Origin of the sequence: Streptomyces sp. NPDC092369 (genome assembly GCF_044755245.1) — a bacterium.
GTDB lineage: Bacteria > Actinomycetota > Actinomycetes > Streptomycetales > Streptomycetaceae > Streptomyces.
Genome location: NZ_JBIVQP010000004.1, coordinates 367,086 through 390,927, shown reverse-complemented (window position 1 = coordinate 390,927; position 23,842 = coordinate 367,086). Strand labels below are relative to the sequence as shown.

Below are 23,842 nucleotides of genomic sequence, written 5' to 3'. Positions count from 1 at the left end.
TTCGCTCGGCCGGGGGGACCCCCATCGCGTCGACTCCCTCCTCCGCCTTGCAGCTGCACGCACCAGACCCCGCTCGACTCGGCCAAGAGACACCGCACCTCACAGCCGACCTGATCCAAACGACAGCCCCTACGAGACGTCCACGCTCTGCGGCATCTCCCCCGCCGTGGTCGTGATGTCGATCACCGAGAAGTTCGCGCCCTGCGGGTCGCTGAGCGAGGCGAAGCGGCCGAACGGGCTGTCCATCGGCCCGAATCGGAGAACGCCGCCCTGCTTGGTGGCCTTGGCGACCGCGTCGTCGCAGTTGTCGACGGTGAAGTAGACGTTGATGTACGGCGGTACCTCCGGCGGGAATTCGTCGGTCATCCGCATCCGGCCGAGGACCGTGGTCTCACCGAGGTCGTACATGCGGAAGTCGACGTTGTCGTCCTGCACCTGCTTGGCGGTGTAACCGAAGACGGCGGGGAAGAACGCGTCGGACTTCTCGGGTTCGCGGGTGAAGACCTCGGCCCAGCAGTACGCCCCGGCCTGGTCGGGCGTCGCCTCGAAGCCCTCGTGGATGCCGGCCTGCCAGATGCCGAAGACGACACCGCTCGGGTCGCGCGCCAGGCACATGCTGCCGAACTCACCGACCTGCATGGGCTCCATCAGGACCTCGCCGCCGTTCTCCCGGATCCGGCCGGCGGTCGCGGACGCGTCCGGGGAGGCGAGGTAGAGGCACCACTGCGACTGGCCCTCCTGGCCGGGCATCGGCGGGACGACCGCGGCAACGGCCTTTCCGTTCGCGTAGGCCTGCGTGTAGTTGCCGTACTCCGACGAGGACTCGCCGAAGGTCCAGCCGAGGACATCGCCGTAGAAGCTCTTGGCGCCCTCGACGTCACCGAACATCGCATCGGCCCAACAGGGGGTTCCCTCAGGTTGTACGGCCATGATCGCGGCCCTCTCCCGAATCGGTGGCTGGTCCGTTTCCTCACGCTAGTCATCCGTCCGGCCGGGCGCGCGCCGAACCGGGCGGTCCGTCCCAGACTGGACACAAGGCCCTTCGACGCGGTGGACGGGGTGCGGAATGGCGGACGGGACGATGCGCGCGTGGTCGGTGGTCGAGCCGGGGCCGGTCGGGGAAGGGGCGCTCCGGCTCGTCGAGAAGGCGGTCCCGGTGCCCGGTGCAGACGAGTTGCTGGTGCACGTGCGCGCGTGCGGGGTGTGCCGGACCGATCTGCACGTCACCGAGGGCGATCTGCCGGTGCACCGGCCGGGGGTGACACCCGGGCACGAGGTGGTCGGCGTGGTCGCCGGGTCCGGGGCCGGGGTCGAGGGTTTCGCCGTGGGCGACAGGGTGGGCGTCGCCTGGCTGCGCCACACCGACGGGACCTGCGGGTACTGCGCGCACGGGGCCGAGAACCTGTGCCCGGCGTCGCGGTACACCGGCTGGGATGCGGACGGCGGTTACGCGCAGTACACGACCGTGCCCGCCGCCTTCGCCCACCGGCTCCCCGACGGGGTCGACGACGTGGCCCTCGCCCCACTCCTGTGCGCCGGCATCATCGGCTACCGCGCGCTGCGGCGGGCGGCCCTGCCGCCGGGCGGCCGCCTGGGCCTGTACGGCTTCGGCGGCAGCGCCCACCTGTGCGCGCAGGTGGCACTTGCCGAGGGCGCCCGCGTGCACGTCATGACCCGCGGTACGGCCGCCCGGCAACTGGCGCTCGACCTGGGCGCCGCCTCCGCGCAGGACGCGTACGCGAGCCCGCCGGAGCCGCTGGACAGCGCGATCCTGTTCGCCCCGGTCGGCGACCTGGTCCCGGTCGCCCTGCGCGCCCTGGACCGCGGCGGGATCCTGGCCGTCGCCGGCATCCACCTCAGCGACACACCACCGCTGCACTACGAGACCGAGCTGTTCTACGAGAAGCAGGTGCGCAGCGTCACCGCCAACACCCGTGCGGACGCGAGGGAGTTCCTGGAGTTCGCGGCCCGGCACTGCGTACGCGCCACCACGCACACGTATCCCCTCTCCCGGGCCGACGAGGCGCTGAACGACCTCAAAGCGGGCCGTTTCGACGGTGCCGCCGTACTGGTGAACGACCTGTTCTGAGCGCCACGGGTGGCACGCACCGGCGCGCGAGCGCGGTGCCTCCAACTGCCTGCCCCAATCCGGGAGTTTGCGCCTCGGGGACGCGAAGCCGCCCCCTTCGCGCTGTACCGGGCCCATCACCGCCCCTGTTGCCTTGTACAGGCGGTGCGTACCTGTCAGCCACCGTCTCGTCGCCTTCACCTCCGACCACTCCGCTCACCCCTGTACACCCTCAGGGAGGGAATGTGTCCGCCCCCGAAAGCGTCACCGACCCCGTCTCCGACCAACCCGCTCCCGCAGACGCGGCGGCCGAACCCACCAGTCTCAGCACGCAGGCGGCGCGCCAGCTCGCCACGACCACCAAGTCCGAACCGCAGATGCAGGCCATCAGTTCGCGATGGCTGCTCAAGTCCCTGCCGTGGGTGGACATCAAGGGCGGCACCTACCGGGTCAACCGGCGCCGCCAGCTGCGGATCGGACGCGGCCGGGTGCACTTCGAGCAGAACGGCGCCGACGACATCAAGGTCATCCCCGAGACGCTCACCGAACTGCCCGTGCTGCGCGGGTACCAGGACATCGATGTCCTCAGGGAGATCTCCACCCGGTTCCGGGTGCGCGAAGTGCGGGCCGGGCAGGTCGTGTTCGAGGCCGGGCAGCCGGTCACGGAGACCTATCTGATCGTCCACGGCCGCTTCACCCGCTACACGGCGGGCAAGTACGGCGAGGAGGAGATCCTCGGGGTGGTCGCCGACGGCGACCAGATGGGCGACGAGGCCATCGGGCAGTCCGATCCGCTGTGGCTGAGTTCGGTACGGGCGGAGACCTCGGGCGTGCTGCTCGTCCTCCCCTGGGACGTGGTCCGGGAGTTCACCGACCGCGTGGCGTCGCTCGCCGAGCACCTGGAGGCGTACGCCGAGTCGCAGCGGCTGCCGATGAACCGCAAGGGCGAGGCCGATGTGCCGGTGCAGGCAGGCCATGTGGGCGAGCCGACGATCACCGGCGGCTTCGTCAACTACGACCTCGCGCCGCGCGAGTACGAACTCTCGCTCACCCAGACCGTGTTGCGGGTCCACACGCGCGTGGCCGACCTCTACAACGACCCGATGAACCAGACCGAGCAGCAACTGCGCCTGACCGTGGAGGAGATCCGCGAGCGCCAGGAGTGGGAGCTGGTCAACAACCGGGAGTTCGGGCTGCTGCACAACGTCGACTACGGCCAGCGCGTGAGCACCTTCACCGGTCCGCCGACGCCGGACGACATGGACGAACTGCTCGCCATGCGCCGTAAGACCAAGGTGTTCCTGGCGCATCCGAAGGCGATCTCGGCCTTCTTCCGGCAGTGCAACCGGCGCGGTCTGGTGCCGGGCACGGCAAGCGTCGACGGGCACGAGGTCCCCGCCTGGCGCGGTGTGCCGATCTTCCCGTGCAACAAGATCCCGGTCAGCCGGCAGCACACCAGCAGCATCATCGCGCTGCGCACCGGCGAGGCCGACCAGGGAGTGGTCGGGCTGTACCAGACCGGCATTCCCGAGGAGTTCCAACCCGGCCTGAACGTGCGGTTCATGGGCATCGACACCGCCGCGATCATCAGCTACCTGGTCACCGCCTACTACTCGATGGCCATCCTCGTGCCCGACGCGGCCGGGATCCTGGAGAACGTCCAGATCGGCCGGACGGCCGACTGACCCGGTGGAGTACGCAATGAGCACGCGCACGTCCGCACCGTCCCTGCCCGGCCCGCCGAATCTCGCCCGGAGCGTCAACTCCCGGCGCACCGGGGCGGTTCCGGGGCTCAGGTACCGGCCCGCCGTCCCCGCCGATCCGGAGAAGGTCGCCGAGGTCGACCGCCGGCTCGAGGCCTGGGCCCGCGGCCTCGACCTGTTCCCGGCCGCGTGGAAGGGGGACTTCTCGGGGTTCCAGTTCGGCCGGGCCGTGGTGCTTCAGCATCCGGGGGCGCTCGATCTCGAACGGCTCACCGTGGCCGGGGAGTTGCTGCTCGCCGAGAACCTCGTCGACAGCTGTTACTGCGAGGAGGACGAAGGCCGCGGAGCCTCGCGCCGCGGGCTCGGGGGGCCGCTGATCCTGGCCCAGTCGGCGATCGACCCGTACCACGGCACACCCGCGCTGGAGGCCCAGTGGCGCGAGGGCATGCAGGCCGACGGACCGCTGCGCTCGTACCACTGGGCGGTCAAGGACTACGCCGGCTTCGCCACGCCCAGCCAGACCGACCGCTTCGTCCACGACATCGCCCGCCTGCACCTGGGCTACCTCGCCGAGGCCGCCTGGGCGGAGACCCGGTTCGTGCCCCAGGTGTGGGAGTACCTGGTGATGCGGCAGTTCAACAACTTCCGGCCCTGTCTGTCGATCATCGACGCGGTAGACGGCTACGAACTGCCCGAGCCGGTCCACGCCCGTCCCGAGATCCAGCGGATCACGGCGCTCGCGTGCAACGCCACGACGATCGTCAACGACCTGTACTCCTTCACCAAGGAACTGGCCGGCGATCCCACCCACCTCAACCTCCCGCAGGTCATCGCCGCCAACGAGCGGTGCGGGCTGAAGGCGGCCTATCTCAAGGCCGTCGAGATCCACAACGAGATCATGGCCGCGTTCGAGGAGGAGTCCGCGGTCCTGGCCGCCGTCTCCCCGCTCGTGGAGCGCTACGCCCAGGGCCTGTCCGACTGGGTGGCCGGCAACCACGAGTGGCACGCCACCAACACCCACCGCTACCACCTCCCCAACTACTGGTAGGCGCAGCGCCGATGAACCATCAGCAGGACAAAGAGGAGTCACCGTTGACCATCGCCGCCGCCGGTACCCGGAACGCTCCGGTGCCGACCCAGTCCACGTACCAGACCCGTGTCGCGGACTACTGGAACGCCGAGGAGAACCCGGTCAACCTGGAACTCGGCAGGATCGACGACCTCTACCACCACCACTACGGCGTCGGACCCGCCGACCGGTCGGTGCTCGAAGAGCCCGACGAGGCGCTGCGGCGGGAGCGGATCACCGCCGAACTGCACCGACTCGAGCACGCACAGGCCGAACTGCTCGCCTCCCACCTGGGCCCGCTCACCCCCTCGGACCGTGTCTTCGACGCCGGCTGCGGGCGCGGCGGCGGCAGCGTCGTGGCGAACCTGCGCTACGGCTGCCACGCCGACGGCGTGACGATCTCCGCGAAGCAGGCCGCGTTCGCCAACGAGCAGGCTCAGCGGCGGAACATCGACGACAAGGTCCGCTACCACCACCGCAACATGCTCGACACCGGCTTCCCGACCGGCGCGTACGCGGCGTCGTGGAACAACGAGTCGACGATGTACGTGGAGTTGGAGCTGCTGTTCGCCGAGCACGCCCGGCTGCTGCGCCGCGGTGGCCGGTACGTCGTCGTCACCGGCTGCTACAACGACACCTACGGACGGGCCTCGCGCGAGGTGTCCCTCATCAACGCGCACTACATCTGCGACATCCACCCGCGCTCGGAGTACTTCCGGGCGATGGCCCGCAACCGTCTCGTCCCGGTCCATGTGCAGGACCTCACCGCGGACACCATCCCCTATTGGGAGTTGCGCAAGGAGGCCGGCCATCTGGTCACGGGCATCGAGGACACGTTCCTGAGCGCGTACGAGAACGGCAGCTTCCAGTATCTGCTGATCGCGGCCGACCGGGTCTGAACTCCGGTCAGTCTCCGTGGCGTCCACTCGTTCCGGTGACCCTGGACACCGCTTGCGGGTAGGTGGTCGCCGGATCGAACAGCTTCAGTGAGCCACGAAGGTCACGGGCCGCAGGTCCACGATGTACGCCGCTGCGCGCAGCGCCACCACGGAGTCCAGCCGGCCGCGCGGCTCCATGGTGTCGGCGAGGTCGATGTCGCCGTGCAGTTCGGCGAGGAGCAGTCCGCCGGCAGTGGGCAGCGGGCCTTCGTCGGCGGGTGGTGGCCGGCAGGCCCTGCTCACGGGTTCCGGAGTGTTCTCGTGCACGTGTCCCGGTCCCCGTTCCCTGCGTATCCCGCGTGCCCCGACACGGGCCGGTGCGGGGGTTGCTCCATCCCCGCCCCGCACCGGCCCGCGCCGGGACTCCCCCCGGTCGGCTCCCCCTTGAACCGTGGGCGATTTCTGTTCTACCTTCGCCACATGGTCGGGGCATCAACGGCCGCTCATCAGCGACACAACGAGCGGGCGGCAGATGGGCCGGGTGATGCGGAATGCGTCCGCACCTCGCCCTGATCGAGGACGAGCCCGACTTCGCACTGATGTGCCGTTCCTATCTGGAACGCGCCGGATTCATCGTCACCTGGGCCATGGACGCCCGCGCCGGAAAGTCCGTGCTGTACGAGGGCGGTGTCGATCTGGCCGTCCTCGACCTGGGCCTGCCGGACGGCAGCGGGCTCGAACTGCTGCGCGCGCTGCGGTCCACGAGCCGGCTGCCGGTCATCGTCGTCTCGGGGCGCGCGGCGGAGGCCGACCGGGTGGCGGGCCTGGAGATCGGCGCGGACGACTACCTGGTCAAGCCGTTCTCCCAGCGGGAGTTGGTGGCCCGTATCCACGCCGTGCTGCGCCGCTCGCAGCCGCCGGACACCGCGACGGTGCTCCAGGTCGGCTCGCTGCGCGTCGACATCGCGGCCCGGCTGGCGTCCGCCGGGGAGGTGCACCTGGTCCTGCGCCCCAAGGAGTACGCGCTGCTGGAGATGCTGGCGGCGGCGCCCGGCCGGGTGTTCTCGGCCGCGCAGGTGCTGGAGCGGATCTGGGGTTCGTCCTGGCAGCAGCCGGCGACGGTGGTCGAGCACGTGTACCGGCTGCGCGGAAAGCTCGCGGACCTGCCTCCGCCGGCCCCGCGCATCACCACCGTCCGCGGTTACGGCTACCGCCTCGACCCTTGAGTCCGCGCACTGGCCCCCGGAGGTCCGACGTGCCCGATGTCCCGGACTTCCGGCTCCTGTTCGACGCGACCCTGTCCCCGCTGCTCATCCTGGACCCCGACTTCACCATCGTCGAGGTGAACCGTGCCTATCTGAGCGCCACCCGGACCGAGCGGAGCATCGTCGGCAGGCTGATCTTCGACGTGTTCCCCGACAACCCGGAGGACCCGTCGGCGGACGGGGTCGCCAATCTGCGGCGGTCGCTGGAGACGGTCCGGGCGAGCGGACGTACGGACACGATGGCACTGCAGCGCTACGACATCCCGACGAGTGAGGAGGGAGTCTTCGCCGAGCGGTACTGGAGTCCCGTCAATTCCCCGGTCGTCGACGCCGAGGGGCGGGTCCTCTTCATCATCCATCGGGTCGAGGACGTCACGGAGTTCGTGCATCTGCGCCAGGTGGGGCGCGAGCAGCGGCGGGCGGTCGCGGACGCGCAGATGCGGGCGGAGGGCATGGAGATCGACCTGTTCGTGCGGGCGCGGGAGATCCGTGAGGTGAACGAGCAGTTGAGCCGGGCCAATGCCGAACTGGACGCGGCGGGGCGGCGGTTGAGGGAGGAGCAGCGGGCCAAGGATCGGTTCATCGCCACGCTCTCGCACGAGCTGCGCAACCCCCTGGCGGCCGCGTCCGCAGCGACCGAGCTGCTGGCCCTCGACCTCCCGGACGGCCACCCGGCGCTGTCCGTCCTGGAACGGCAGCTGGGCACGTTGGCCCGGATGAGCAACGACCTGCTGGACGGCACGCGGGCGGTGACCGGGCGCCTTGAGCTGGTGCGCGAGCCGGTCGACCTGCGGTCGGTCGTCGACGGGGCGTGCGCCGACATCCACGGCCTGTTCGAGCACGAGGGCCGCACACTCGGCATCGTCCTGCCGCCCGGCCCGGTGGTCGTGGACGGCGATCGGCTGCGGCTGGCCCAGGTCCTGACGAACCTGCTGGCGAACGCGCTCAAGTACACCCGCCCCGGCGGTCACACGGAGGTGGGTCTGACCGCCCGGGACGGCCGGGCCCGCCTGACCGTGCACGACGACGGCATCGGATTCGAACCCGCCCAGGCGGAGGAGCTGTTCGGGGTGTTCATGCGGGCGGTCCCGGCCGGTCCGGACACTCCGGAGGGCCTGGGACTCGGGCTCGCGGTCGTGCGGACGGTGATGGAGCTGCACGGCGGCGGGATCACCGCGCACAGCGAGGGACCGGGCAAGGGCGCCACCTTCACCGCGAGCCTGCCGACCATCGACTCCACGGCTCCGCAGCAGCCCCGCCCCGCGCCCCCGCGCACCGCCGCGCGCGCCCTGTCGATCCTGATCGTCGAAGACAACACCGACCTGGCCGCCACCTACCGCACCCTGCTGGAACGCCAGGGCCACCGGGTCACCGCGGTGCACACGGGCGCCGACGCCCTGTCCGCCACCGAGTCACGTCACTTCGACGTGGTCCTGTGCGACCTGGGGCTGCCGGACACGGACGGTTACGCGATCGCCCGCGCCCTGCGGTCCCGGCCGGACGGCGCCGGCCCCCGTCTGATCGCGGTGTCCGGCTTCGGCCAGGGCACCGACCGCGCGCTGTCACGGGCGGCGGGCTTCGACGCCCACCTGACCAAGCCGCTGCCCCTGACGGACCTGCTCGGCCTCCTGGAGCACCTCGGCGAGACCTGACCCGAGGATCTCGGCAAGGCCTCAACCCCCGCTGTACGTCTTCCCCTTGGTGCTCCGCTGTGCTTGCCTGGTGAGCCGTTTTCGGGCTCCGGGGCGGGAGTTGCTGCATGCGGAAGCCGTGGATCGTGGGAGCACTGCTGTCCGCAGTGCTGCTGCTCGGCGCGTGCGGGGACCCCTCGTCCGGACCGGAGGAGGCGCCGCCGACCCCGACCCTCCCGGGTACGGAGGCCGCGACCACGCACCGGCCCCAGCAGGCGCCCGCGTCCGCCTCGCCACGCGCCCGTCCCGCCGTGGCACCCCGGGTCCTCTACCTCGGCGACTCCCTCGCCATGGAGGCCCAGAACGTACTCGGCCAGGAACTCCGCCGGGATCTGGGAGCTACGTACACCAGCGCCCCGTACTCGGGCACCACACCGTGCGACTACCTGGAGGGCACCGGCGAGAAGTCGCTCGTCCCCGACTCCGCCAAGGCGGCGGCGCTGGTCCGCGAGCGGCATCCGGACTACGTGGTGCTGCAGTTCTGGGGCAACGCGTGGGCCTACACCTGGTGCATGGACGGGATCACCTACGACGCCTCCCCGAAGACGTACTTCGCGCGCTACGAGGCCGACATGCGCAGGCTCACCCAGCAGATCGCCGACGCGGGCGGGGCCCGGCGCCCGAAGATCGTCTGGGTGCTCCAGGGCCCCGACCCCATCACGCCGGACCGCGTCCGGCGGGTGAACGCCCTCTACGAGAAGCAGGCCGGCGCCTCGGGCGACCTCGTCGCCGACGCGGGCGCCGCGGTGAGTCCGGCCGGGGCCCGCTACACCTGGTCCCAGAACCTGCCGTGCACGGCCTACGAGCACGAACACCCCTCCTACTGCACCGATCCCGGCAACGACCGGACGGCCCTGCACCTCGGCAAGGACTACCTGCACTTCTGTCTGGCCCCGACCACGTCCACACCGAAGCCGTGCCCGGTCCGCTCCCCCGGCATCCTGCGGATCGGCCGCGAGATCACGCGGGTGATCGGCGAGGACGTGTCGTAGCGCCGAACTCCCGGCATGTGATCGCCGAGGTGCCGGCGGAGGGGTGCGGCGGCCTGCGGTGCTTCGCCCGTACAGCCCCTCCCGGCGTGCCGACGCTCTGAGCTCCGGCGGGAATGGGGGCAGCGGACGGCCGGACGGAACCGGGAGGCCCCATGAGCGTCCCGCAGGATCCCGGTTCGCGTGGATCCCGTCCGGCCCGACCCGGTCGGATCGCCCGCGCCACCGCCTCCGCGGTCCTCCTGGTGCTGACCTGCCTCCTGGTCCCGGTCGCCCTGCTCGCCACCTGGATGCACGACATCGCCCTCGACACCGACCGATACGTGGCGACCGTGTCCCCGCTGGCGACCCGCCCCGGCGTGCGGGACGCGGCCGTCCGTCGGATCACCGACGCCGTGGCCGTGCGCATCGACGGCACTCAGGCCGTCGGGGACATCTCCACCTGGCTGGAGTCGCAGGGGCTGCCGCCCCGGGCCGCGGCCGCCGTGCGGATGCTGGGTCCCCAGGTGGACGACGCCGTGCACGAGGCGGTGAAGAAGGTGGTCACCCGGGTCGTGCGCAGCGACGCCTTCGCGAAGGTGTGGACATCCGCCAACCGGACCGCCCACGCCGCCGTGGTGCACGCCCTGACCGGCGAGGGCCGGGGCCCGGTGGGCGTCGACCAGGACACGGTCACGCTGGACGTCGGAGCCGCCGTCGACCAGGTGAAGAAGGAGCTGGTGGCCGAGGGACTGACGCCGGCCGGCAGGATCCCGCAGGTGGAGAAGGAGTTGGTGCTCCTGCGGTCCGACCAGTTGGATCGCATCCGCGGTGGCGCCCGGCTGTTGGACGTGGTCGGCAACTGGCTGCCCGTCCTGCTGGTGGTACTCGGCGCGGCGGGGGTGCTGCTCGCGCGCGGACGTCGGCGCGCGCTGGCCCGTACCGCGCTGGGCGCGGCCTTCGCGGCGCTGCTCGTGGGGATCGCCCTCGTCGTGGCCCGCCGGTACTACCTCGACCATCTTCCGGCGCAGATCCAGTCACGGGCCGCGGCGGCAGCGATCTTCGACACCCTGCTCCGCTTCCTGCGGGTCAGCCTGCGCACGGCCGTCGTCCTGGGCGTGGTGATCGCGCTGGGCGCCTATCTGATCGGCCCCGGCCGGCTGCCGGTCGCGGTTCGCGGAACGTCCGACCGCACCGCGGACAGGGCGGCGATCTGGGCGTACGGTCACCAGATCCATGCCGGACGCGCCGGAACCCTGGCCCAGGCGCACCGCCGCTGGATCACGCTGGGCGCGCTGCTCGTGGTGGCCCTGGTCTTCGCTCTGTGGAACGACCCGACGGTCCTGACCGTCATGCTCCTCGCCCTGGTCCTGCTGGCGGTCCTCGCCGTGCTCGCGCTGCTGGCGGCCGGCGGCCGGGCCGCCCTCGCCGCGGACACGGAGGGGTCGGGCCGGCCGCCGGAGGCCACCGAGGGGTAGGGCTACTCGCCCGCGTACGCCTTCTCCAGGGCCGCGATGTCGAGCTTGCCCATCTTCATCATCGCCGCCATCGCGCGGGACGACTTCGTCGTGTCCGGGTCGCTGATCATCTCTTCCAGGCGGTCCGGCACGACCTGCCAGGACAGTCCGTAGCGGTCCTTGAGCCAGCCGCAGGGGCCGGGCTCGCCGCCGCCTTCGGTGAGCTTGGTCCAGTAGTAGTCGACCTCCTCCTGGTCCGCGCAGTCGATCATGAAGGAGACGGACTCGTTGAACTTGAACTGGGGGCCGCCGTTGAGCGCGAGGAACGTGTGGCCGTTGGCCGTGAACTCCACGGTCAGGACCGTGCCGGCCGGCTGCATGGCGCCCTCGGTGTAGCGGGCCACCTTGCCGACGCTGGAGTTCTTGAAGACCGACACGTAGTAGTGCGCGGCCTCCTCGGCCTGGCCGTCGAACCAGAGACACGTGGTGAATCCGTCGGTGGTCATGGGTACCTCCCGGGCAGTGGAGCGAGGTCGATGGAACGCGGTCACCTGTGGGGAACGCAGTCATCTCTATCGACCGGTCCGCGCCCTCGAACTCATCGGTCGAACGGGATTTAATCCGGCCGGCCGCACCAGCGCCCCGAACTAGGCTCCTCACCATGACGTCTTCGCCTGCCGAGAGCATCCGTCCCTTCCGCATCGACATCCCGCAGAGCGGCCTCGATGATCTCCACGACCGTCTCGACCGCACCCGCTGGCCGGACGAGCTGCCCGGCACCGGCTGGGTGTACGGCGTGCCGGCGGACTACCTGCGCGACCTCGCCCGGCACTGGCGGCACACCTACGACTGGCGGGCGGCGGAGGCGCTGCTCAACGAGTGGCCGCAGTTCACGACCACGATCGACGGCTCGAACGTCCACTTCGCGCACGTCCGCTCGCCCGAGCCGGACGCCACCCCGCTGATCATCACCCACGGCTGGCCCGGCTCGATCGTCGAGTTCCTGGACGTCGTCGGACCGCTCACCGACCCGGTCGCGCACGGCGGCGACCCGGCCGACGCCTTCCACGTCGTGGTGCCGAGCATCCCCGGCTTCGGGCTGTCCGGGCCCCCGGCCGACCTCGGCTGGGAGGCGGGCCGGATCGCCGACACGTGGGCCGAGCTGATGCGGCGCCTCGGCTACGAGCGGTTCGGGGCGCAGGGCGGCGACTGGGGCGCCGCGATCTCCCGCGAACTGGGCCGGGCCCACTCCGACCGCGTGATCGGCGTCCACCTGAATCTGCTGCCTGGCGGACAGCAGACCACCGAGCCGACCACCGACGAGCTGGACGCCCTCGACTCGGAGGAGCAGGAGCGGGCGCTGCTGTCGTGGCGCAGGTGGAGCGAGTGGTCGCGCGAAGGGACCGGATACGCCGTCCTGCACTCCACCCGGCCGCAGACCCTCGCGTACGCGCTCACCGACTCGCCGGTCGGCCAACTCGCCTGGATCGTCGAGAAGTTCCAGGAGTGGACGGACTCCGACCTCTTCCCCGAAGAGGCCGTCGACCGGGACCGGATGCTCACCAACGTGATGCTGTACTGGCTGACCGGCACGGCCGGTTCGGCGGCCCGCATCTACTACGAGCGGGCCCACGCCACCGGCCGCGCCGCCCTCCCCACCGAGCCGTCCACCGCCCCGACCGCCCTCGCCGTCTTCCCCGCCGAGCCCCAACTCCCGCTGCGCCACAAGGCGGAGCGGACCGAGAACCTGGTCCGGTGGACGGAGTTCGACCGGGGCGGCCACTTCCCGGCGATGGAGGAGCCCGACCTGCTGGTCACGGATGTGCGGGAGTTCTTCCGGCAGCTGCGCGAGAAGGACTGAGGACGCGCTCTGCCCGTGGCGAATCTGCCGCGGGCAGAGAAATCGCATCGAGGCGCGGACCTGGGCCAAGAGTGGAGTCGACGGCAACACCGCCTCGACGGAAGAACCCAGGAGAACCGATGACTCCACTCACCGCGCCCCGGGCCGAGGAGGGCGACTCCCCGCCCACCCGCTTCGACGACCACCTCGCCTCCCAGCTCCTCGGTCAGCGGATCGTGTTCCTCGGCACCGAGGTCAACGAGACCTCCGCCAACCGGATCTGCGCGCAGCTGCTCCTGCTGTCGGCGGAGGACCCGCGGACCGACATCGGGCTGTTCATCAACAGCCCGGGCGGATCCGTGCACGCGGGGCTCGCCATCTACGACACCATGCGGCTGATCCCGAACGACGTGTCCACGCTCGCGATGGGATTCGCGGCGAGCATGGGCCAGTTCCTGCTCAGCGTCGGCACGGCCGGCAAGCGCTACTCCCTGCCGCACGCGCGGATCATGATGCACCAGCCGTCGGCCGGCATCGGCGGCACCACCGCGGACATCGAGATCCAGGCGGACAACCTGGACTTCACCAAGCGGACCATCGAGCGGATCACCGCGGAGCACACCGGCCAGAGCCCGGAGACGATCTCCCGCGACGGCGACCGCGACCGCTGGTTCACGGCCGAGGAGGCCAAGGAGTACGGCATGGTGGACCGGGTCCTGGAGTCGCTCGCCGACATCCGCCCGGCCGCCGCACGACGACGGATGGGGCTGTGACATGGGGACCTACACGATTCCGAACGTCGTCGAGCGGACCCCGCAGGGCGAGCGGTCCTACGACGTGTTCAGCAAGCTGCTGTCCGAGCGGATCATCTTCCTCGGCACCGAGATCGACGACGGCGTCGCCAACGTCGTGATCGCGCAGCTCCTCCATCTGGAGTCGGCGGCCCCGGACAACGAGATCGCGATCTACCTCAACTCCCCCGGCGGCTCGTTCACTTCGCTGATGGCGATCTACGACACGATGACCTACGTACAGGTGCCGATCTCCACGTTCTGCGTCGGGCAGGCCGCGTCCACGGCCGCCGTCCTGCTGGCCGGCGGGGACCCGGGGCGGCGGTTCGTGCTGGAGCACGCGCGCGTGCTGCTCGGGCAGCCCGCCAGCGGCGGCCGGCAGGGCACGGTCTCCGATCTGGCCCTGCAGGCCAAGGAGATGGTACGGATCCGCTCGCAGGTCGAGGAGGTGCTGTCCCGGCACACCCACCACGACATCGCGACCCTGCGCGCGGACATGGACCGCGACAAGGTGTTCACCGCGCAGGAGGCGGTGGCGTACGGGCTGGCGGACGAGGTGGTCAGCCGGCGCCTGGCCCGGGTCTGAGGCGCCGGCTCGGGGCCGGTCTCAGGCGACCAGGCACAGCCCGTCGTACGACGAGCCGGCCGCGCCGCGGCTCCTGCGCTGCCGGCGGCTCTCGATCCGTGTGAGCTCGCCGTGCGCCAGCGACAACAGGTCGCCCAGGCCCAGGCCCAGGGCTCGCGCGGCGGCCGCGAGGACCTCGGAGGAGGCCTCCTTGCGGCCGCGCTCCACCTCGGACAGGTAGGGCATGGAGATCCGGGCCGCGTCGGCCACGTCCTTGAGTGTGCGCTCCTGGGCCAGGCGCTCGCGCCGCAGGACGTCACCGACCAGGTCCCGCCACAGCGGCTCCCGCGGCACGGGGGCGACCGGAGTCACCGGCGCCTCGGGGGCCCGCGCCGGTGCCGGGGAGTCGGCCGGCCGCGCCGGGCGCAGGGGGATGATTCGGGCTTCGTTCGGCGCTTGGTTGCTCACCCTCTTCAGCCTAAATATCTTCGACTCCAGGGGAAGAGGGTGGCGTTCTGCTCTGGGAGAATCCGACCGTCGAGGCCGCCATGGTGGCGAGCGCGGGCGCGACTTCGCTCATTTTCCTTTTTCCCGAAGGTTGTTGGGCATGGAACACCGGACCCGGGGTACCCGCTCGGCGAAGGAACCGAGGCCGGCGGACCGCCGCCGGGCCGAGACTTTCGTGGGAGAGGGAATGGACACCGCCGTGAACCGGTCAAAGGCGCAGGTCAGGGAGAGGACCGCCGGGACCAGCACGAGTGGCGCACCGCTGCCGGGAATCGCCGAGCCGCGGGCCGTCGCCCCGCGCGACGCGCGCGAGCTGTCCCGCCAGTTCTTCCAGCGGCTCAGCGAACTGGAAGAGGGCACGCAGGAGTTCCAGTACGCGCGCAACACGCTGATCGAGATGAACATGTCGTTGGTCCGATTCGCCGCCGGGCGGTTCCGGGGGCGCGGTGACGACATGGAGGACATCGTCCAGACCGGGATGATCGGCCTGATCAAGGCGATCGACCGGTTCGAGCTGTCCAGGGAGGTCGAGTTCACCTCGTTCGCGCTCCCCTACATCGTCGGTGAGATCAAGCGTTTCTTCCGTGACACGACCTGGGCGGTGCACGTACCGCGCCGGCTGCAGGAGTTGCGCGTCGAGCTGGCCAAGGCCCGCGAGGAACTCGCCAGCCGACTGGACCGGGAGCCGTCGGTCGCCGAACTGGCCACGCTCATGAACATCTCCGAGAGTCAGGTCATCGAGGGCCAGATCGCCTCGAACGGCTACAACTCCTCGTCCCTGGACGCCGCGCTCACCGGCGACGGAGCGGAGGGCGGCGAGTCCGTCCTGGCCGACTTCATCGGCGTGGAGGAGGACGGGCTGCGCCTTGTCGAGGACTGCCAGTCGCTCGCTCCGCTGATGGCCGAACTCGGCGAGCGCGACCGGCAGATCATCCACATGCGGTTCGTGGAGGAAGCCACCCAGGCGGAGATCGGCGAACGGCTCGGCTGCTCGCAGATGCATGTGTCCCGCCTGATCAAGCGGATCATCGCGCGACTGCGCGAGGGCATGCTGGGCGAACTCGACTACGCCTGACGGACACCACACGCACAGCACAAGTGACCGTCCCCGTTGCCGACCAGGCGACGGGGACGGTCACTTTTCTGTGTGAGGCTGCACGCACTTCTCTGGGTGGGGCTGCACGGCGGATGGGCGAGGCGGCGGGGGCGGCAGCCCCTCACTCGCCGTTCAACGACAGCACCGCGCTCACGCGCTTGCCGACCGGCACCCGCTCGACGCTGATCCGCGCCGCCAGCGCATGGACTATCTCCAGGCCGTGCCGGCCGATGCGCTGCGGGTCCCGCGGGAACCGGTGCGGGAGCGCGGCGCTGCTGTCGCAGACGCACACGGTCACCGCCGTGTCGGTGCCCTCCAGCTCCAGAATGTACGGCCCGTTGCTGTGCCGGTCGGCGTTGGTGACCAGCTCGCTCACGACGAGCAGCAGCTCGTCGCGGACACGGTCGTCGATCATGGCGCACCACTCGGTCCGCAGTTGCTCGACGAACAGCGCGGCGAAGGAGCGCGCCTCGGCGATGCATCCCGGTTCACCCGTGTAGTGCGCGGCGCGCCGCAGCGCTTCCACGGGCACGTCGAACCCCGTCGGTACCACTGCCCCGCCCACGTGCTCGGTCATGCGTATCTCTCTCGAAGCCGGACTGGCCGGACGCTCTTGCACCAGTGCTCGTACCCCGAGCCGCGCCGCACAGTCCCGGTGTGTCCCGTTCGCCTCAGAACGCCGGTGTGGTGGCGGACGACCCCGGAGCACTGTACGTCGACGAGCGCCCCGGCGCGGAGGAGTTCGCTGCCGTCGCCGTGTCCGTCGTGTCCGGGGCGAACGGATTCCCGGAGGCCGAGGATCCCGATGAACCCGACGACTCCGGCTCACTGGTGGGTGGCTCGGAGGACGGCGTCTTCGAGGAGGGAGCCGTCGACGTGGGCGGGCACGGGCTGCCCGACGGGGTCGGGGTGCCGGGGCTCGCGGTGGGCGCGGAGACGCACGGGGACGGCGACGGGGACTGGGACGACGGGGTCGACGGCGACGAAGGGGTGGTCGGCGTGGACACGCTGACCGACGGGGAGGGGTGGTCCACCGGCGGCTTGGTGTGCTCGTCCTTGTGGCCCGTGTCGCCGCGGTGCCGGGCGATCCACTGGTCGTGGTGGGGGTCGTAGATCACGAAGATGTTGATGATCTGCGGTGCGGGGGTGACCACGACGACGTTCGAGGAGCGGTACGACGCCCAGGAGTCGCCCGTCGGCTTAGGCGCTGTCCGTTGGGCGACGGGCGGGGTGAGCGGGTTGCCGCAGGCGCAGCGGACCCGGGGCACGCCGTGGCCGTCGACGAGGACGGCGGTGCCGGTCTGGAGGACGGCCTGGTAGCTCGTGGCGGCGCCGTTGCGGTAGCCGTGGTTGGTGACGCGGGTGTCCATGCGCAGTTGCACGGGCGTGAGGGAGCGCAGGTAGGTGGGGACCTGGTCCGGCGGGATGCCTTCGACCGAGGCGAAGGCGCGGTTCTTCGACGGGTTCGCCTGAAGGGACTTGATCTGCTTCTCCACGTCGCAGGCGGAGACGTTGAGGCTGCCGCCGTAGAGGCCGGCGGCGCCACCGTCGACCCCGCGCACCGCGTTCGCGGGCGCCGATTCGGCCGCGGGGCTCGCGGAGACGGGGGCGGCCGAGCTCTCCTTGGCCGTCGACTCCGTGAACGGATCGGGGCCCGTCTTGGCCGCGGACTGCAGGAAGACCTCGCCCCCGCTGCCCGAGGCGCTGTTCGAACTGCCGTCGGAGCGGCTGAACACCAGGCCCAGCACCACGGCGGCCACCGCGACGGTGGCGATGATCGCGACCCGGGGCGCGGACCTCCACCAGGGGCGGTGCGGTTCGGGCGAGGGCGTGCCGCCGCTGCTGCCCGGTGGCTGGGAGGGTGGGCCCGAGGGCGGCTGGGAGGGGCCCGACAGGGGTCCTGAGGGCGGGCCCGTGGGGCGGCCGGATGACGGCGGTTCGACGCTCACGAGGTCTTCTTCCCGACGCGGTTCCTGCGGCTCGCCCCGAGTTGGCCGCAATGTCATGCCTTGTGCCCATTGTGTGCTCCGGTCCCGTGTCGCTCGCAAGCCGACGCGGACGGCCCTCCCGGCGGGCGGGCCGCGCGGAGGCTGTCTAGCGTGGCGAGAGTGAGCCTCCGAACCCCCTCCCACCAGGCATTCGCCCGCCACGGCTGGCTCCAGGCGCTGGCCGCGGTACTGGCCCCGATCCTTGTGATGGGGGTCGTCGCGGCACTGGGGCTGTGGGCGGCCGGAGCGGCGGATCTCCCGGACGGCGCCTTCCTGCGGGTCGTCGCGGCGACGGTGGTCACGGCGGTCGGCGGCACGATCGAGCTCTCCGGGAACGCCGGCGACCTCGCCGACACCAAGGCGGGCCTGACGGTCATCCCGCTCTCCGTCACCCTCGCCGGCGCTCTCGTCCTCGCCGCGGGCTTTCTACGGCCACTGCGGCACCGGGCGGTCGCCGGGGCACCGGAGCTGGTCGGCTGGGCCGTGAGGATCGCGGTGCTGTGGCTGCTCACCCTGCTGGGCCTGGCCCTCGGCGCCCGCCAGACCTTCGCTCTCTCCCTGGGCGACAGCACTCTGGGCGATCTGGACGACCTCTTGGACGCCTCACCCGAGGTGGGCTTCACGACGGACGTGCCGCAGACCCTGCTCTTCGGCCTGCTGTGGCTGGCGGGCGTGCTGGTGCTGGCCCTGCTGGTCTCGCGCGGGGCGCCGCTGCCGGGACGCCTGCTGCGCTTCCAGGAGTCGGTACGCCCGGCCGCGTACGCGATGGTCGTACTGCTTCTCACCTACGTGGCACTGGGTGCCCTCGTCGCGCTGGTCACCGCGGCGACGAAGGGCCATGCCTCCGAGACGCTCGCCGTGCTCCTGCTCGGTCTGCCCAACCTGGTCTGGCTCGCCTTCACGCTCGGCCTCGGTGTCACCTGGAGCGGCCGGGTGGAGGGCCCGTTCGGCCTGCCCATGCCCCACGTCCTCGACGAGGTGCTGCGCACGCCGGACGTCTCCACGCTCAACGTGCGCACTCTCGCCCAGCACGACGGCAATGTGTGGTGGCTGGTGGCCGTCGACGCGGTCCTGCTCCTGGCCGCGGCGTTCGTGATGGCCGCCCGTTCCCCGGCGCGGGTCCGCGTCTGGCAGCACGCCCTGCACATGGCCGTCGCGCTGGCGCTGACGGTCCTGATGATCTGCCTGCTCGGCCGGATCTCCGCCCACTACGGGCTCTCGGTCCTCGGCATCGGCGACCTGGGCGGCGGTCTGTCCGGGGACCTGTTCCTGAAGCCCAAGGTGTGGACGGCGCTGGGCTTCGCCCTCGCGTGGGGGCTGGTGACGGGTTTTCTGGGCGGGTTGCTGGCGAGGCCCGTACGACGGCGGGGTCCGAAGGCCGGCCGCCGCGAAGGCTAGCGGCGGCCTCCGAATACCGGCGCCGCCCAGCGTGGCGGTGGTGCGGGGCGGTCCTCCCCCGGGGCCACCACGCGGAGGTCGACCTCGGTCGGCGGATGGGTGTCCGGCGGGCCACCGTTCGTGGCGGAGCGCAGGGCGGTGATGAAGGCGAGGCAGGAGTCGTGGCGGTCGTCGGGGGACTTGGCGAGGGCCTTGGCGAACACCGCGTCGACCGGGGTGGGGAGGTCGGGGCGGGAGTCGGTCAACGGCGGTGGTTCGTCGTACTGGTGGGCCCAGAGGAGGGCCATGTCGTCGTCGCGGCGGAAGGGCGGGCGGCCCGCCAGGGACTCGTAGACGACGCAGGCCAGGCCGTAGACGTCGCAGCGGCCGTCGACGGGGCGGCCGGAGATCTGCTCGGGGGCCACGTAGTCGAGGGTGCCGACGAACTGGCCGACCGAGGTGAAGCCGGTCAGGGACAGGGACTTCTTGGTCAGGCCGAAGTCGGTGAGGTAGACGTGCTCGGGGTGGTCGCTGTCGGTGCCGCGGGCGACCAGGATGTTGCCGGGCTTCACGTCCCGGTGGACCAGGCCGTGATCGTGCGCCGCGTCCAGCGCGGAGGCCACCTGCGCGGCGATGCGCAGGGCGGCGGGGGGCGCCAACGGGCCCTGGCGGTCGAGGAGATGACGCAGGTCGCTGCCTTCGACGTAGCGCATGGCGATGTAGAGGACGCCGTCCGTCTCGCCCGCCTCGAAGACGGGCACGATGTGCGGGTGGTCGATGGCCGCGGCGGCCCGGGACTCGTGGGTGAAGCGGAGCCGGAAGGTGTCGTTGCGGGCGAGCTCCGGAGCGAGCAGCTTGAGCGCGACCGCGCGGTCCAGGCGCAGGTCGTGAGCGCGGTAGACGACGGCCATGCCGCCCCGGCCGATCTCGCGCTCGATGCGGTAGCCGGCGACCTGCCGGCCGATCAGCTCGGAGGGGCGGCCCGAGAAGAGGCCGGTGTCACGGGCCATCGGGGCTCACGACCTGGGTGGGGGCGTGGCCGGGGTCCGGTGCCGCGGTGCGGGGTCCGTCGTCCGTCGCGTAGGTGCTCAGGCGGGTTCCGTCGCCGTAGACCCAGCGGCCGTGGTCGGTGTCGTAGAGCCACACCGACTCTCCGTCGACGACGATCCCGATGCGCAGTCCCCGCGTGCGGACACGGAAGGACTCGCCGTCGAGGGCGCCGCCGGCCAGCTCCTCCACCGCGCCCCGGTAGTGGGCCAGCGTCTGTTCGGCGCGGGCGATGAGCGGGCGCGGATCGGCCGTGCGGGCCTCGGGGTCTCCGGTGGTGGGCGGGTCCTGGGGTACGGCGACCAGGTGGCGGCCGTCGACCCAGGCCGACCACCCGTTGGCGCACTGCACGTGGCCCCAGTCGCCGCGCCGTTCGACGAGCTGGACCGGCAGCAGCGGATCGAGGGGCATGGTGGGGCGGGCCGGGTCGGGGGCCTCCCAGGCGGGCATGCCGTGCTGGGGGACGACGTGGGTGGGCCGGAAGCCGGGGGTCGTCATCGGGCGGCCACCCCTACTTCCGCATCACGGCGGGCTCGTGCCGGCGCAGCAGCCGGGAGACCGCCCAGCCGAAGAGCGCCGACAGCACGACCAGCATGCCGATGTTGAGCAGCCAGACCCCGGCCGAGTGCCGGAACAGCGGGTCGCCGGTCAGTTCGCCCGGCACGATCCGGGACAGTCCGACGGTCCCGGCCATCGCGCCGAGCGCCCAGCGGGAGGGCACCAGCCAGGACAGCTGTTCCAGGCCCGGCACGCCGTGCAGCTTCAACAGGGCACCGCAGAAGACGACTTGGACGATGGCGAGCAGCACGAGCAGCGGCATCGTCACCTCCTCCTTGCGCACCAGGGCCGAGACCAGCAGACCGAGCATCATCGCGGTGAACGCCAACAGGGCCACCGCCACGGTGATCTCGACAAGGGGCGGCATCAACACGCCCTCGCCGCCGGGCGCGTTGAGGTCGACGCCGAGCAGCGCGACCAGGGTCAGCACGACGGCCTGGAGCACGGTGATCGTGCCGAGGACGACGACCTTCGACAGCAGGTACGCCGATCTGGACAGGCCCACGGCTCGCTCGCGCTGGTAGATGGTGCGTTCCTTGACCAGCTCGCGCACGGCGTTGGCCGCGCCGGTGAGGACGCCGCCGACGCACAGGATGAGCAGCGCGTTCATCGCGGTCTCCTGGGTCAGCTTGCTCCCGGCCAGGGCGCGGGCCATGGCGCCCATCACGAACGGCAGCGCGATCATGATGGCGAGGAAGGTGCGGTCGGCGGCGAGGGCGGCGGTGTAGCGGCGGATCAGGGTGCCGAGCTGTGCGCTCCGGCTGCGCGGGCGGGGCGGCGGGGTGAACACGACCGGCTCCGACCGGTCCACGCGGGGCTGCGCGGAGGAGTCGGCGACGTACTGCCGGTGGAAGGGCGAGACGCGGAAGTCGCCCGCCCAGTCGCGGTCGCGGTCCCGTTCGAAGGCCTCGAAGGCCTCCGGCCACTGCTCGAACCCGAAGAAGGCGAGGGCGTCCTCGGGCGGCCCGTAGTAGGCGACCTTGCCGCCCGGGGCGAGGACGAGGAGCCGGTCGCAGACGTCCAGGCTCAGGACGCTGTGGGTGACGACGATGACCGTGCGGCCGTCGTCGGCGAGGCCGCGCAGCATGTGCATCACCGAGCGGTCCATGCCGGGGTCCAGGCCCGAGGTCGGCTCGTCCAGGAAGAGCAGGGACGGCTTGGTCAGCAGCTCCAGGGCCACGCTGACCCGCTTGCGCTGCCCGCCGGAGAGGCTGTGCACGTGCTGTCCGGCCCGCTCCTCAAGGCCCAGTTCGCGGATCACCTCGTCGACCCTCGCCCGCCGCTCGGCCTTCGCGGTGTCCTGCGGGAAGCGCAGTTCGGCGGCGTAGGACAGGGCGCCGCGGACGGTGAGCTGGGCGTGCAGGATGTCGTCCTGCGGGACGAGGCCGATGCGTTGACGCAGTTCGGCGTAGTCGCGGTAGAGGTCGCGGCCGTCGTAGAGGACGGTGCCGTGGTCGGCGGGGCGCTGTCCGGTGAGGGCGCCCAGGAGTGTGGACTTGCCGGCACCGCTCGGACCGACGACCGCGAGCAGACACTTCTCCCCGACCGGGAACGCCACGTGGTCGAGGAGGGTCTTGCGGCCCCGGTCGACGGCGACCGTCAGGTCCTGGACATCCAGGGAGACCTCGCCGGTGTCGACGTACTGCTGGAGCTCGTCGCCCACGAGGCAGAACGCGGAGTGGCCGATGCCGACGATGTCGCCGGGGCCCAGCGGGGCGCGGGTGACGGGCGAGCCGTTCAGGAAGGTGCCGTTGTGGCTGCCCAGGTCGACGATCTCGTAGGTGCCGTCGGGCAGCGCGCGCAGTTCGGCGTGCCGGCGGGAGGCGACGAGGTCGTCGACGATCAGGTCGTTGTCGGGGCCGCGGCCGATGCGGACGGTGCGGGTGGGCAGCGGCCGTACGGTGGTGGGCTGGCGGAAGGTACTGGTGAGGCCCGGCATGGAGACCGCCGAGGGGCGCTCGGGAGCCGGTGCGGGGCGGTCGACCAGGACGGCGCGGGGGCCGTCGGACGGGTTGCCGAAACGGATCACGCTGCCGGCGCCGACGCCCCACTCCTGGACGCGGCGGCCGTCGGCGTAGGTGCCGTTCGTGCTGTTCTCGTCCGCGAGGGTCCAGTGGTCGGCCTCGGGTCGCAGCACCGCGTGGTGCCACGAGACCCGGGCGTCGTCGATGACGATCTCGCACATCGGGTCTCGACCGACGTGGTAGTCGTGGCTCGGACTCATCACCGTGGAGCCCGTGTCGGTCTCCAGGACGAGTTCGGGCGCGCTCGGCGCGATCACCCGGTCTGCCATGCGGGAAATTCTACCGATTCGTGCCCATCTGCGCCCGGCGCGGCGAGTGGGCCGCCGGTCAGCCGACGGACACGTACAGGCCGGGGCTCATCCGCTGCATCCGCAGGGCGTCGATCGACTCGGCCATCAGCTCGTACTCGGTGGTGTCGTCGTAGAGGGCGATCCGCACCAGCCGTCCGGCGGCCAACTCGTCGGCCACCAGCTCCTGTTGGGTGACATCACCGCACCAGGCGCGCAGTACGGCGGGCACGTCGAGCACGGTGGCGGCGACGGGGACGAGGGAGCTGGGCGGGAAGTGCTCGGCCTCGGGCAGGGGGTCCAGCCGGTCGGCGATCCAGTTCGCGCGGTCCCGCAGCCACCACAGGGCGAGAGCCAGGGTGGGGGCACGGTAGGTGCCCAGGGGTACGCCGATGCGCTCGCCCGCGCAGGTGCCGTACGCCGTCACGTGGCATAAGAACTCGTCATGCACGTTCGCTCCCCCGTCGCTTCCTACGCCTGTCGGCAGGCCTCGCTTTCGGTGCGGCTCATGTGCTGTGCTGCGGTGTCGCTCTGGGTTTACCCAACTGCTGTGCGTGATCGGTTCTTCGCCCGATGTGAAGTTCCTTACAGTTGAGTATGTTCACTTGCGAAACACTGTCACCATGGATTTCCGGCCACTCTCCTGGCATATTCACAGGTCGA

The 23,842-nt window shown here is 71.3% G+C and carries 23 protein-coding genes; 13 read left to right on the top strand and 10 right to left on the bottom strand.

Going from position 1 to position 23,842, the window contains the following annotated elements:
* Positions 1–129 precede the first annotated feature (129 nt).
* The gene (locus tag ACIQI8_RS25595) at positions 130–930 is read right to left on the bottom strand and encodes a VOC family protein (RefSeq protein ID WP_402354881.1); all 801 of its coding nucleotides are present in this window, start codon (positions 928–930) and stop codon (positions 130–132) included.
* A 151-nt stretch (positions 931–1,081) separates the two neighbouring features.
* On the opposite strand from ACIQI8_RS25595, the gene ACIQI8_RS25590 reads away from it, so the two are divergent.
* The 4 genes from ACIQI8_RS25590 to ACIQI8_RS25575 all read left to right on the top strand — a co-directional run bounded on the left by ACIQI8_RS25590 (position 1,082) and on the right by ACIQI8_RS25575 (position 5,739).
* Positions 1,082–2,089 carry a zinc-binding alcohol dehydrogenase family protein gene (locus ACIQI8_RS25590; protein WP_402355992.1) on the top strand — a complete coding sequence of 336 codons (1,008 nt, stop codon included), beginning with the start codon at positions 1,082–1,084 and terminating at the stop codon, positions 2,087–2,089.
* Positions 2,090–2,313: 224 nt separating this feature from the next.
* The gene (locus ACIQI8_RS25585; protein ID WP_402354879.1) at positions 2,314–3,753 is read left to right on the top strand and encodes a family 2B encapsulin nanocompartment shell protein; all 1,440 of its coding nucleotides are present in this window, start codon (positions 2,314–2,316) and stop codon (positions 3,751–3,753) included.
* A 16-nt stretch (positions 3,754–3,769) separates the two neighbouring features.
* A complete protein-coding gene (locus tag ACIQI8_RS25580) occupies positions 3,770–4,819 on the top strand; it encodes a family 2 encapsulin nanocompartment cargo protein terpene cyclase (RefSeq protein WP_402354877.1) in 1,050 nt (349 codons plus the stop codon).
* A gap of 44 nt (positions 4,820–4,863) precedes the next feature.
* Positions 4,864–5,739 (top strand): geranyl diphosphate 2-C-methyltransferase, encoded by an 876-nt coding sequence (locus tag ACIQI8_RS25575; protein ID WP_402354875.1) that lies wholly within the window; start codon positions 4,864–4,866, stop codon positions 5,737–5,739.
* Between the two features lie 84 nt (positions 5,740–5,823).
* Here the strand turns inward: ACIQI8_RS25575 and ACIQI8_RS25570 are convergent, their stop codons facing one another.
* Positions 5,824–6,021, bottom strand: coding sequence for a hypothetical protein (locus ACIQI8_RS25570; RefSeq protein WP_402354873.1), 198 nt, complete (start codon positions 6,019–6,021; stop codon positions 5,824–5,826).
* A gap of 248 nt (positions 6,022–6,269) precedes the next feature.
* Between ACIQI8_RS25570 and ACIQI8_RS25565 the strand changes: the two genes are divergently transcribed.
* From ACIQI8_RS25565 to ACIQI8_RS25550, 4 genes are all read left to right on the top strand, one after another.
* Positions 6,270–6,944: a response regulator transcription factor gene (locus ACIQI8_RS25565; protein WP_402354871.1), complete on the top strand. Its 675-nt coding sequence runs from the start codon at positions 6,270–6,272 to the stop codon at positions 6,942–6,944.
* Positions 6,945–6,973: 29 nt separating this feature from the next.
* Positions 6,974–8,635: an ATP-binding protein gene (locus ACIQI8_RS25560; protein ID WP_402354869.1), complete on the top strand. Its 1,662-nt coding sequence runs from the start codon at positions 6,974–6,976 to the stop codon at positions 8,633–8,635.
* A 107-nt stretch (positions 8,636–8,742) separates the two neighbouring features.
* Positions 8,743–9,666, top strand: a complete 924-nt coding sequence (locus ACIQI8_RS25555; RefSeq protein ID WP_402354867.1) for an SGNH/GDSL hydrolase family protein — start codon at positions 8,743–8,745, stop codon at positions 9,664–9,666.
* Positions 9,667–9,818: 152 nt separating this feature from the next.
* Positions 9,819–11,120, top strand: a complete 1,302-nt coding sequence (locus ACIQI8_RS25550; RefSeq protein WP_402354865.1) for a hypothetical protein — start codon at positions 9,819–9,821, stop codon at positions 11,118–11,120.
* 2 nt (positions 11,121–11,122) lie between these two features.
* Here the strand turns inward: ACIQI8_RS25550 and ACIQI8_RS25545 are convergent, their stop codons facing one another.
* A complete protein-coding gene (locus ACIQI8_RS25545) occupies positions 11,123–11,605 on the bottom strand; it encodes a VOC family protein (protein WP_402354863.1) in 483 nt (160 codons plus the stop codon).
* A 155-nt stretch (positions 11,606–11,760) separates the two neighbouring features.
* Here ACIQI8_RS25545 and ACIQI8_RS25540 point away from each other — a divergent pair, with 155 nt between their 5' ends.
* The 3 genes from ACIQI8_RS25540 (at position 11,761) to ACIQI8_RS25530 (ending at position 14,316) form a co-directional block, all read left to right on the top strand.
* Complete coding sequence (locus tag ACIQI8_RS25540; RefSeq protein ID WP_402354861.1) at positions 11,761–12,960, top strand: epoxide hydrolase family protein; 1,200 nt, start codon at positions 11,761–11,763, stop codon at positions 12,958–12,960.
* Positions 12,961–13,079: 119 nt separating this feature from the next.
* Positions 13,080–13,712 carry a ClpP family protease gene (locus ACIQI8_RS25535; RefSeq protein WP_402354859.1) on the top strand — a complete coding sequence of 211 codons (633 nt, stop codon included), beginning with the start codon at positions 13,080–13,082 and terminating at the stop codon, positions 13,710–13,712.
* 1 nt (position 13,713) lies between these two features.
* On the top strand, positions 13,714–14,316 hold the full coding sequence (locus ACIQI8_RS25530) for a ClpP family protease (RefSeq protein WP_124001343.1): 603 nt from the start codon (positions 13,714–13,716) through the stop codon (positions 14,314–14,316).
* Between the two features lie 21 nt (positions 14,317–14,337).
* Here ACIQI8_RS25530 and ACIQI8_RS25525 read toward each other — a convergent pair whose 3' ends face one another.
* A complete protein-coding gene (locus ACIQI8_RS25525) occupies positions 14,338–14,763 on the bottom strand; it encodes a helix-turn-helix domain-containing protein (RefSeq protein ID WP_402354856.1) in 426 nt (141 codons plus the stop codon).
* A 226-nt stretch (positions 14,764–14,989) separates the two neighbouring features.
* Between ACIQI8_RS25525 and ACIQI8_RS25520 the strand changes: the two genes are divergently transcribed.
* The gene (locus ACIQI8_RS25520) at positions 14,990–15,877 is read left to right on the top strand and encodes an RNA polymerase sigma factor SigF (RefSeq protein WP_402354854.1); all 888 of its coding nucleotides are present in this window, start codon (positions 14,990–14,992) and stop codon (positions 15,875–15,877) included.
* Between the two features lie 142 nt (positions 15,878–16,019).
* Here the strand turns inward: ACIQI8_RS25520 and ACIQI8_RS25515 are convergent, their stop codons facing one another.
* Positions 16,020–16,475: an ATP-binding protein gene (locus ACIQI8_RS25515; RefSeq protein ID WP_402354852.1), complete on the bottom strand. Its 456-nt coding sequence runs from the start codon at positions 16,473–16,475 to the stop codon at positions 16,020–16,022.
* A gap of 94 nt (positions 16,476–16,569) precedes the next feature.
* The gene (locus ACIQI8_RS25510) at positions 16,570–17,847 is read right to left on the bottom strand and encodes a DUF6777 domain-containing protein (RefSeq protein ID WP_402354850.1); all 1,278 of its coding nucleotides are present in this window, start codon (positions 17,845–17,847) and stop codon (positions 16,570–16,572) included.
* A gap of 159 nt (positions 17,848–18,006) precedes the next feature.
* On the opposite strand from ACIQI8_RS25510, the gene ACIQI8_RS25505 reads away from it, so the two are divergent.
* Positions 18,007–19,284: a streptophobe family protein gene (locus tag ACIQI8_RS25505; RefSeq protein WP_402354848.1), complete on the top strand. Its 1,278-nt coding sequence runs from the start codon at positions 18,007–18,009 to the stop codon at positions 19,282–19,284.
* Here ACIQI8_RS25505 and ACIQI8_RS25500 read toward each other — a convergent pair.
* From ACIQI8_RS25500 to ACIQI8_RS25485, 4 genes are read right to left on the bottom strand one after another with little or no spacing between them, the layout of a single operon-like run.
* Positions 19,281–20,273, bottom strand: a complete 993-nt coding sequence (locus ACIQI8_RS25500; RefSeq protein WP_402354846.1) for a serine/threonine-protein kinase — start codon at positions 20,271–20,273, stop codon at positions 19,281–19,283. The genes ACIQI8_RS25505 and ACIQI8_RS25500 overlap by 4 nt on opposite strands.
* On the bottom strand, positions 20,263–20,808 hold the full coding sequence (locus ACIQI8_RS25495) for a hypothetical protein (protein WP_402354844.1): 546 nt from the start codon (positions 20,806–20,808) through the stop codon (positions 20,263–20,265). Before ACIQI8_RS25495 ends, ACIQI8_RS25500 begins: the two co-directional genes overlap by 11 nt.
* 13 nt (positions 20,809–20,821) lie before the next feature.
* On the bottom strand, positions 20,822–23,161 hold the full coding sequence (locus ACIQI8_RS25490) for an FHA domain-containing protein (protein WP_402354842.1): 2,340 nt from the start codon (positions 23,159–23,161) through the stop codon (positions 20,822–20,824).
* Positions 23,162–23,219: 58 nt separating this feature from the next.
* Positions 23,220–23,630: a hypothetical protein gene (locus ACIQI8_RS25485; protein WP_402354840.1), complete on the bottom strand. Its 411-nt coding sequence runs from the start codon at positions 23,628–23,630 to the stop codon at positions 23,220–23,222.
* Positions 23,631–23,842: the final 212 nt, after the last annotated feature.

What these genes read in the sequence shown, in the direction of transcription:
- ACIQI8_RS25590 (WP_402355992.1), top strand. Translation starts at nt 1,082, where the DNA reads ATGCGCGCGTGGTCGGTGGTCGAGCCGGGGCCGGTCGGGGAAGGGGCG.
- ACIQI8_RS25540 (WP_402354861.1), top strand. Translation starts at nt 11,761, where the DNA reads ATGACGTCTTCGCCTGCCGAGAGCATCCGTCCCTTCCGCATCGACATC.
- ACIQI8_RS25535 (WP_402354859.1), top strand. Translation starts at nt 13,080, where the DNA reads ATGACTCCACTCACCGCGCCCCGGGCCGAGGAGGGCGACTCCCCGCCC.
- ACIQI8_RS25515 (WP_402354852.1), bottom strand. Translation starts at nt 16,475, where the DNA reads ATGACCGAGCACGTGGGCGGGGCAGTGGTACCGACGGGGTTCGACGTG.
- ACIQI8_RS25550 (WP_402354865.1), top strand. Translation starts at nt 9,819, where the DNA reads ATGAGCGTCCCGCAGGATCCCGGTTCGCGTGGATCCCGTCCGGCCCGA.
- ACIQI8_RS25520 (WP_402354854.1), top strand. Translation starts at nt 14,990, where the DNA reads ATGGACACCGCCGTGAACCGGTCAAAGGCGCAGGTCAGGGAGAGGACC.
- ACIQI8_RS25495 (WP_402354844.1), bottom strand. Translation starts at nt 20,808, where the DNA reads ATGACGACCCCCGGCTTCCGGCCCACCCACGTCGTCCCCCAGCACGGC.
- ACIQI8_RS25490 (WP_402354842.1), bottom strand. Translation starts at nt 23,161, where the DNA reads ATGGCAGACCGGGTGATCGCGCCGAGCGCGCCCGAACTCGTCCTGGAG.
- ACIQI8_RS25580 (WP_402354877.1), top strand. Translation starts at nt 3,770, where the DNA reads ATGAGCACGCGCACGTCCGCACCGTCCCTGCCCGGCCCGCCGAATCTC.
- ACIQI8_RS25500 (WP_402354846.1), bottom strand. Translation starts at nt 20,273, where the DNA reads ATGGCCCGTGACACCGGCCTCTTCTCGGGCCGCCCCTCCGAGCTGATC.
- ACIQI8_RS25530 (WP_124001343.1), top strand. Translation starts at nt 13,714, where the DNA reads ATGGGGACCTACACGATTCCGAACGTCGTCGAGCGGACCCCGCAGGGC.
- ACIQI8_RS25545 (WP_402354863.1), bottom strand. Translation starts at nt 11,605, where the DNA reads ATGACCACCGACGGATTCACCACGTGTCTCTGGTTCGACGGCCAGGCC.
- ACIQI8_RS25565 (WP_402354871.1), top strand. Translation starts at nt 6,270, where the DNA reads ATGCGTCCGCACCTCGCCCTGATCGAGGACGAGCCCGACTTCGCACTG.
- ACIQI8_RS25595 (WP_402354881.1), bottom strand. Translation starts at nt 930, where the DNA reads ATGGCCGTACAACCTGAGGGAACCCCCTGTTGGGCCGATGCGATGTTC.
- ACIQI8_RS25555 (WP_402354867.1), top strand. Translation starts at nt 8,743, where the DNA reads ATGCGGAAGCCGTGGATCGTGGGAGCACTGCTGTCCGCAGTGCTGCTG.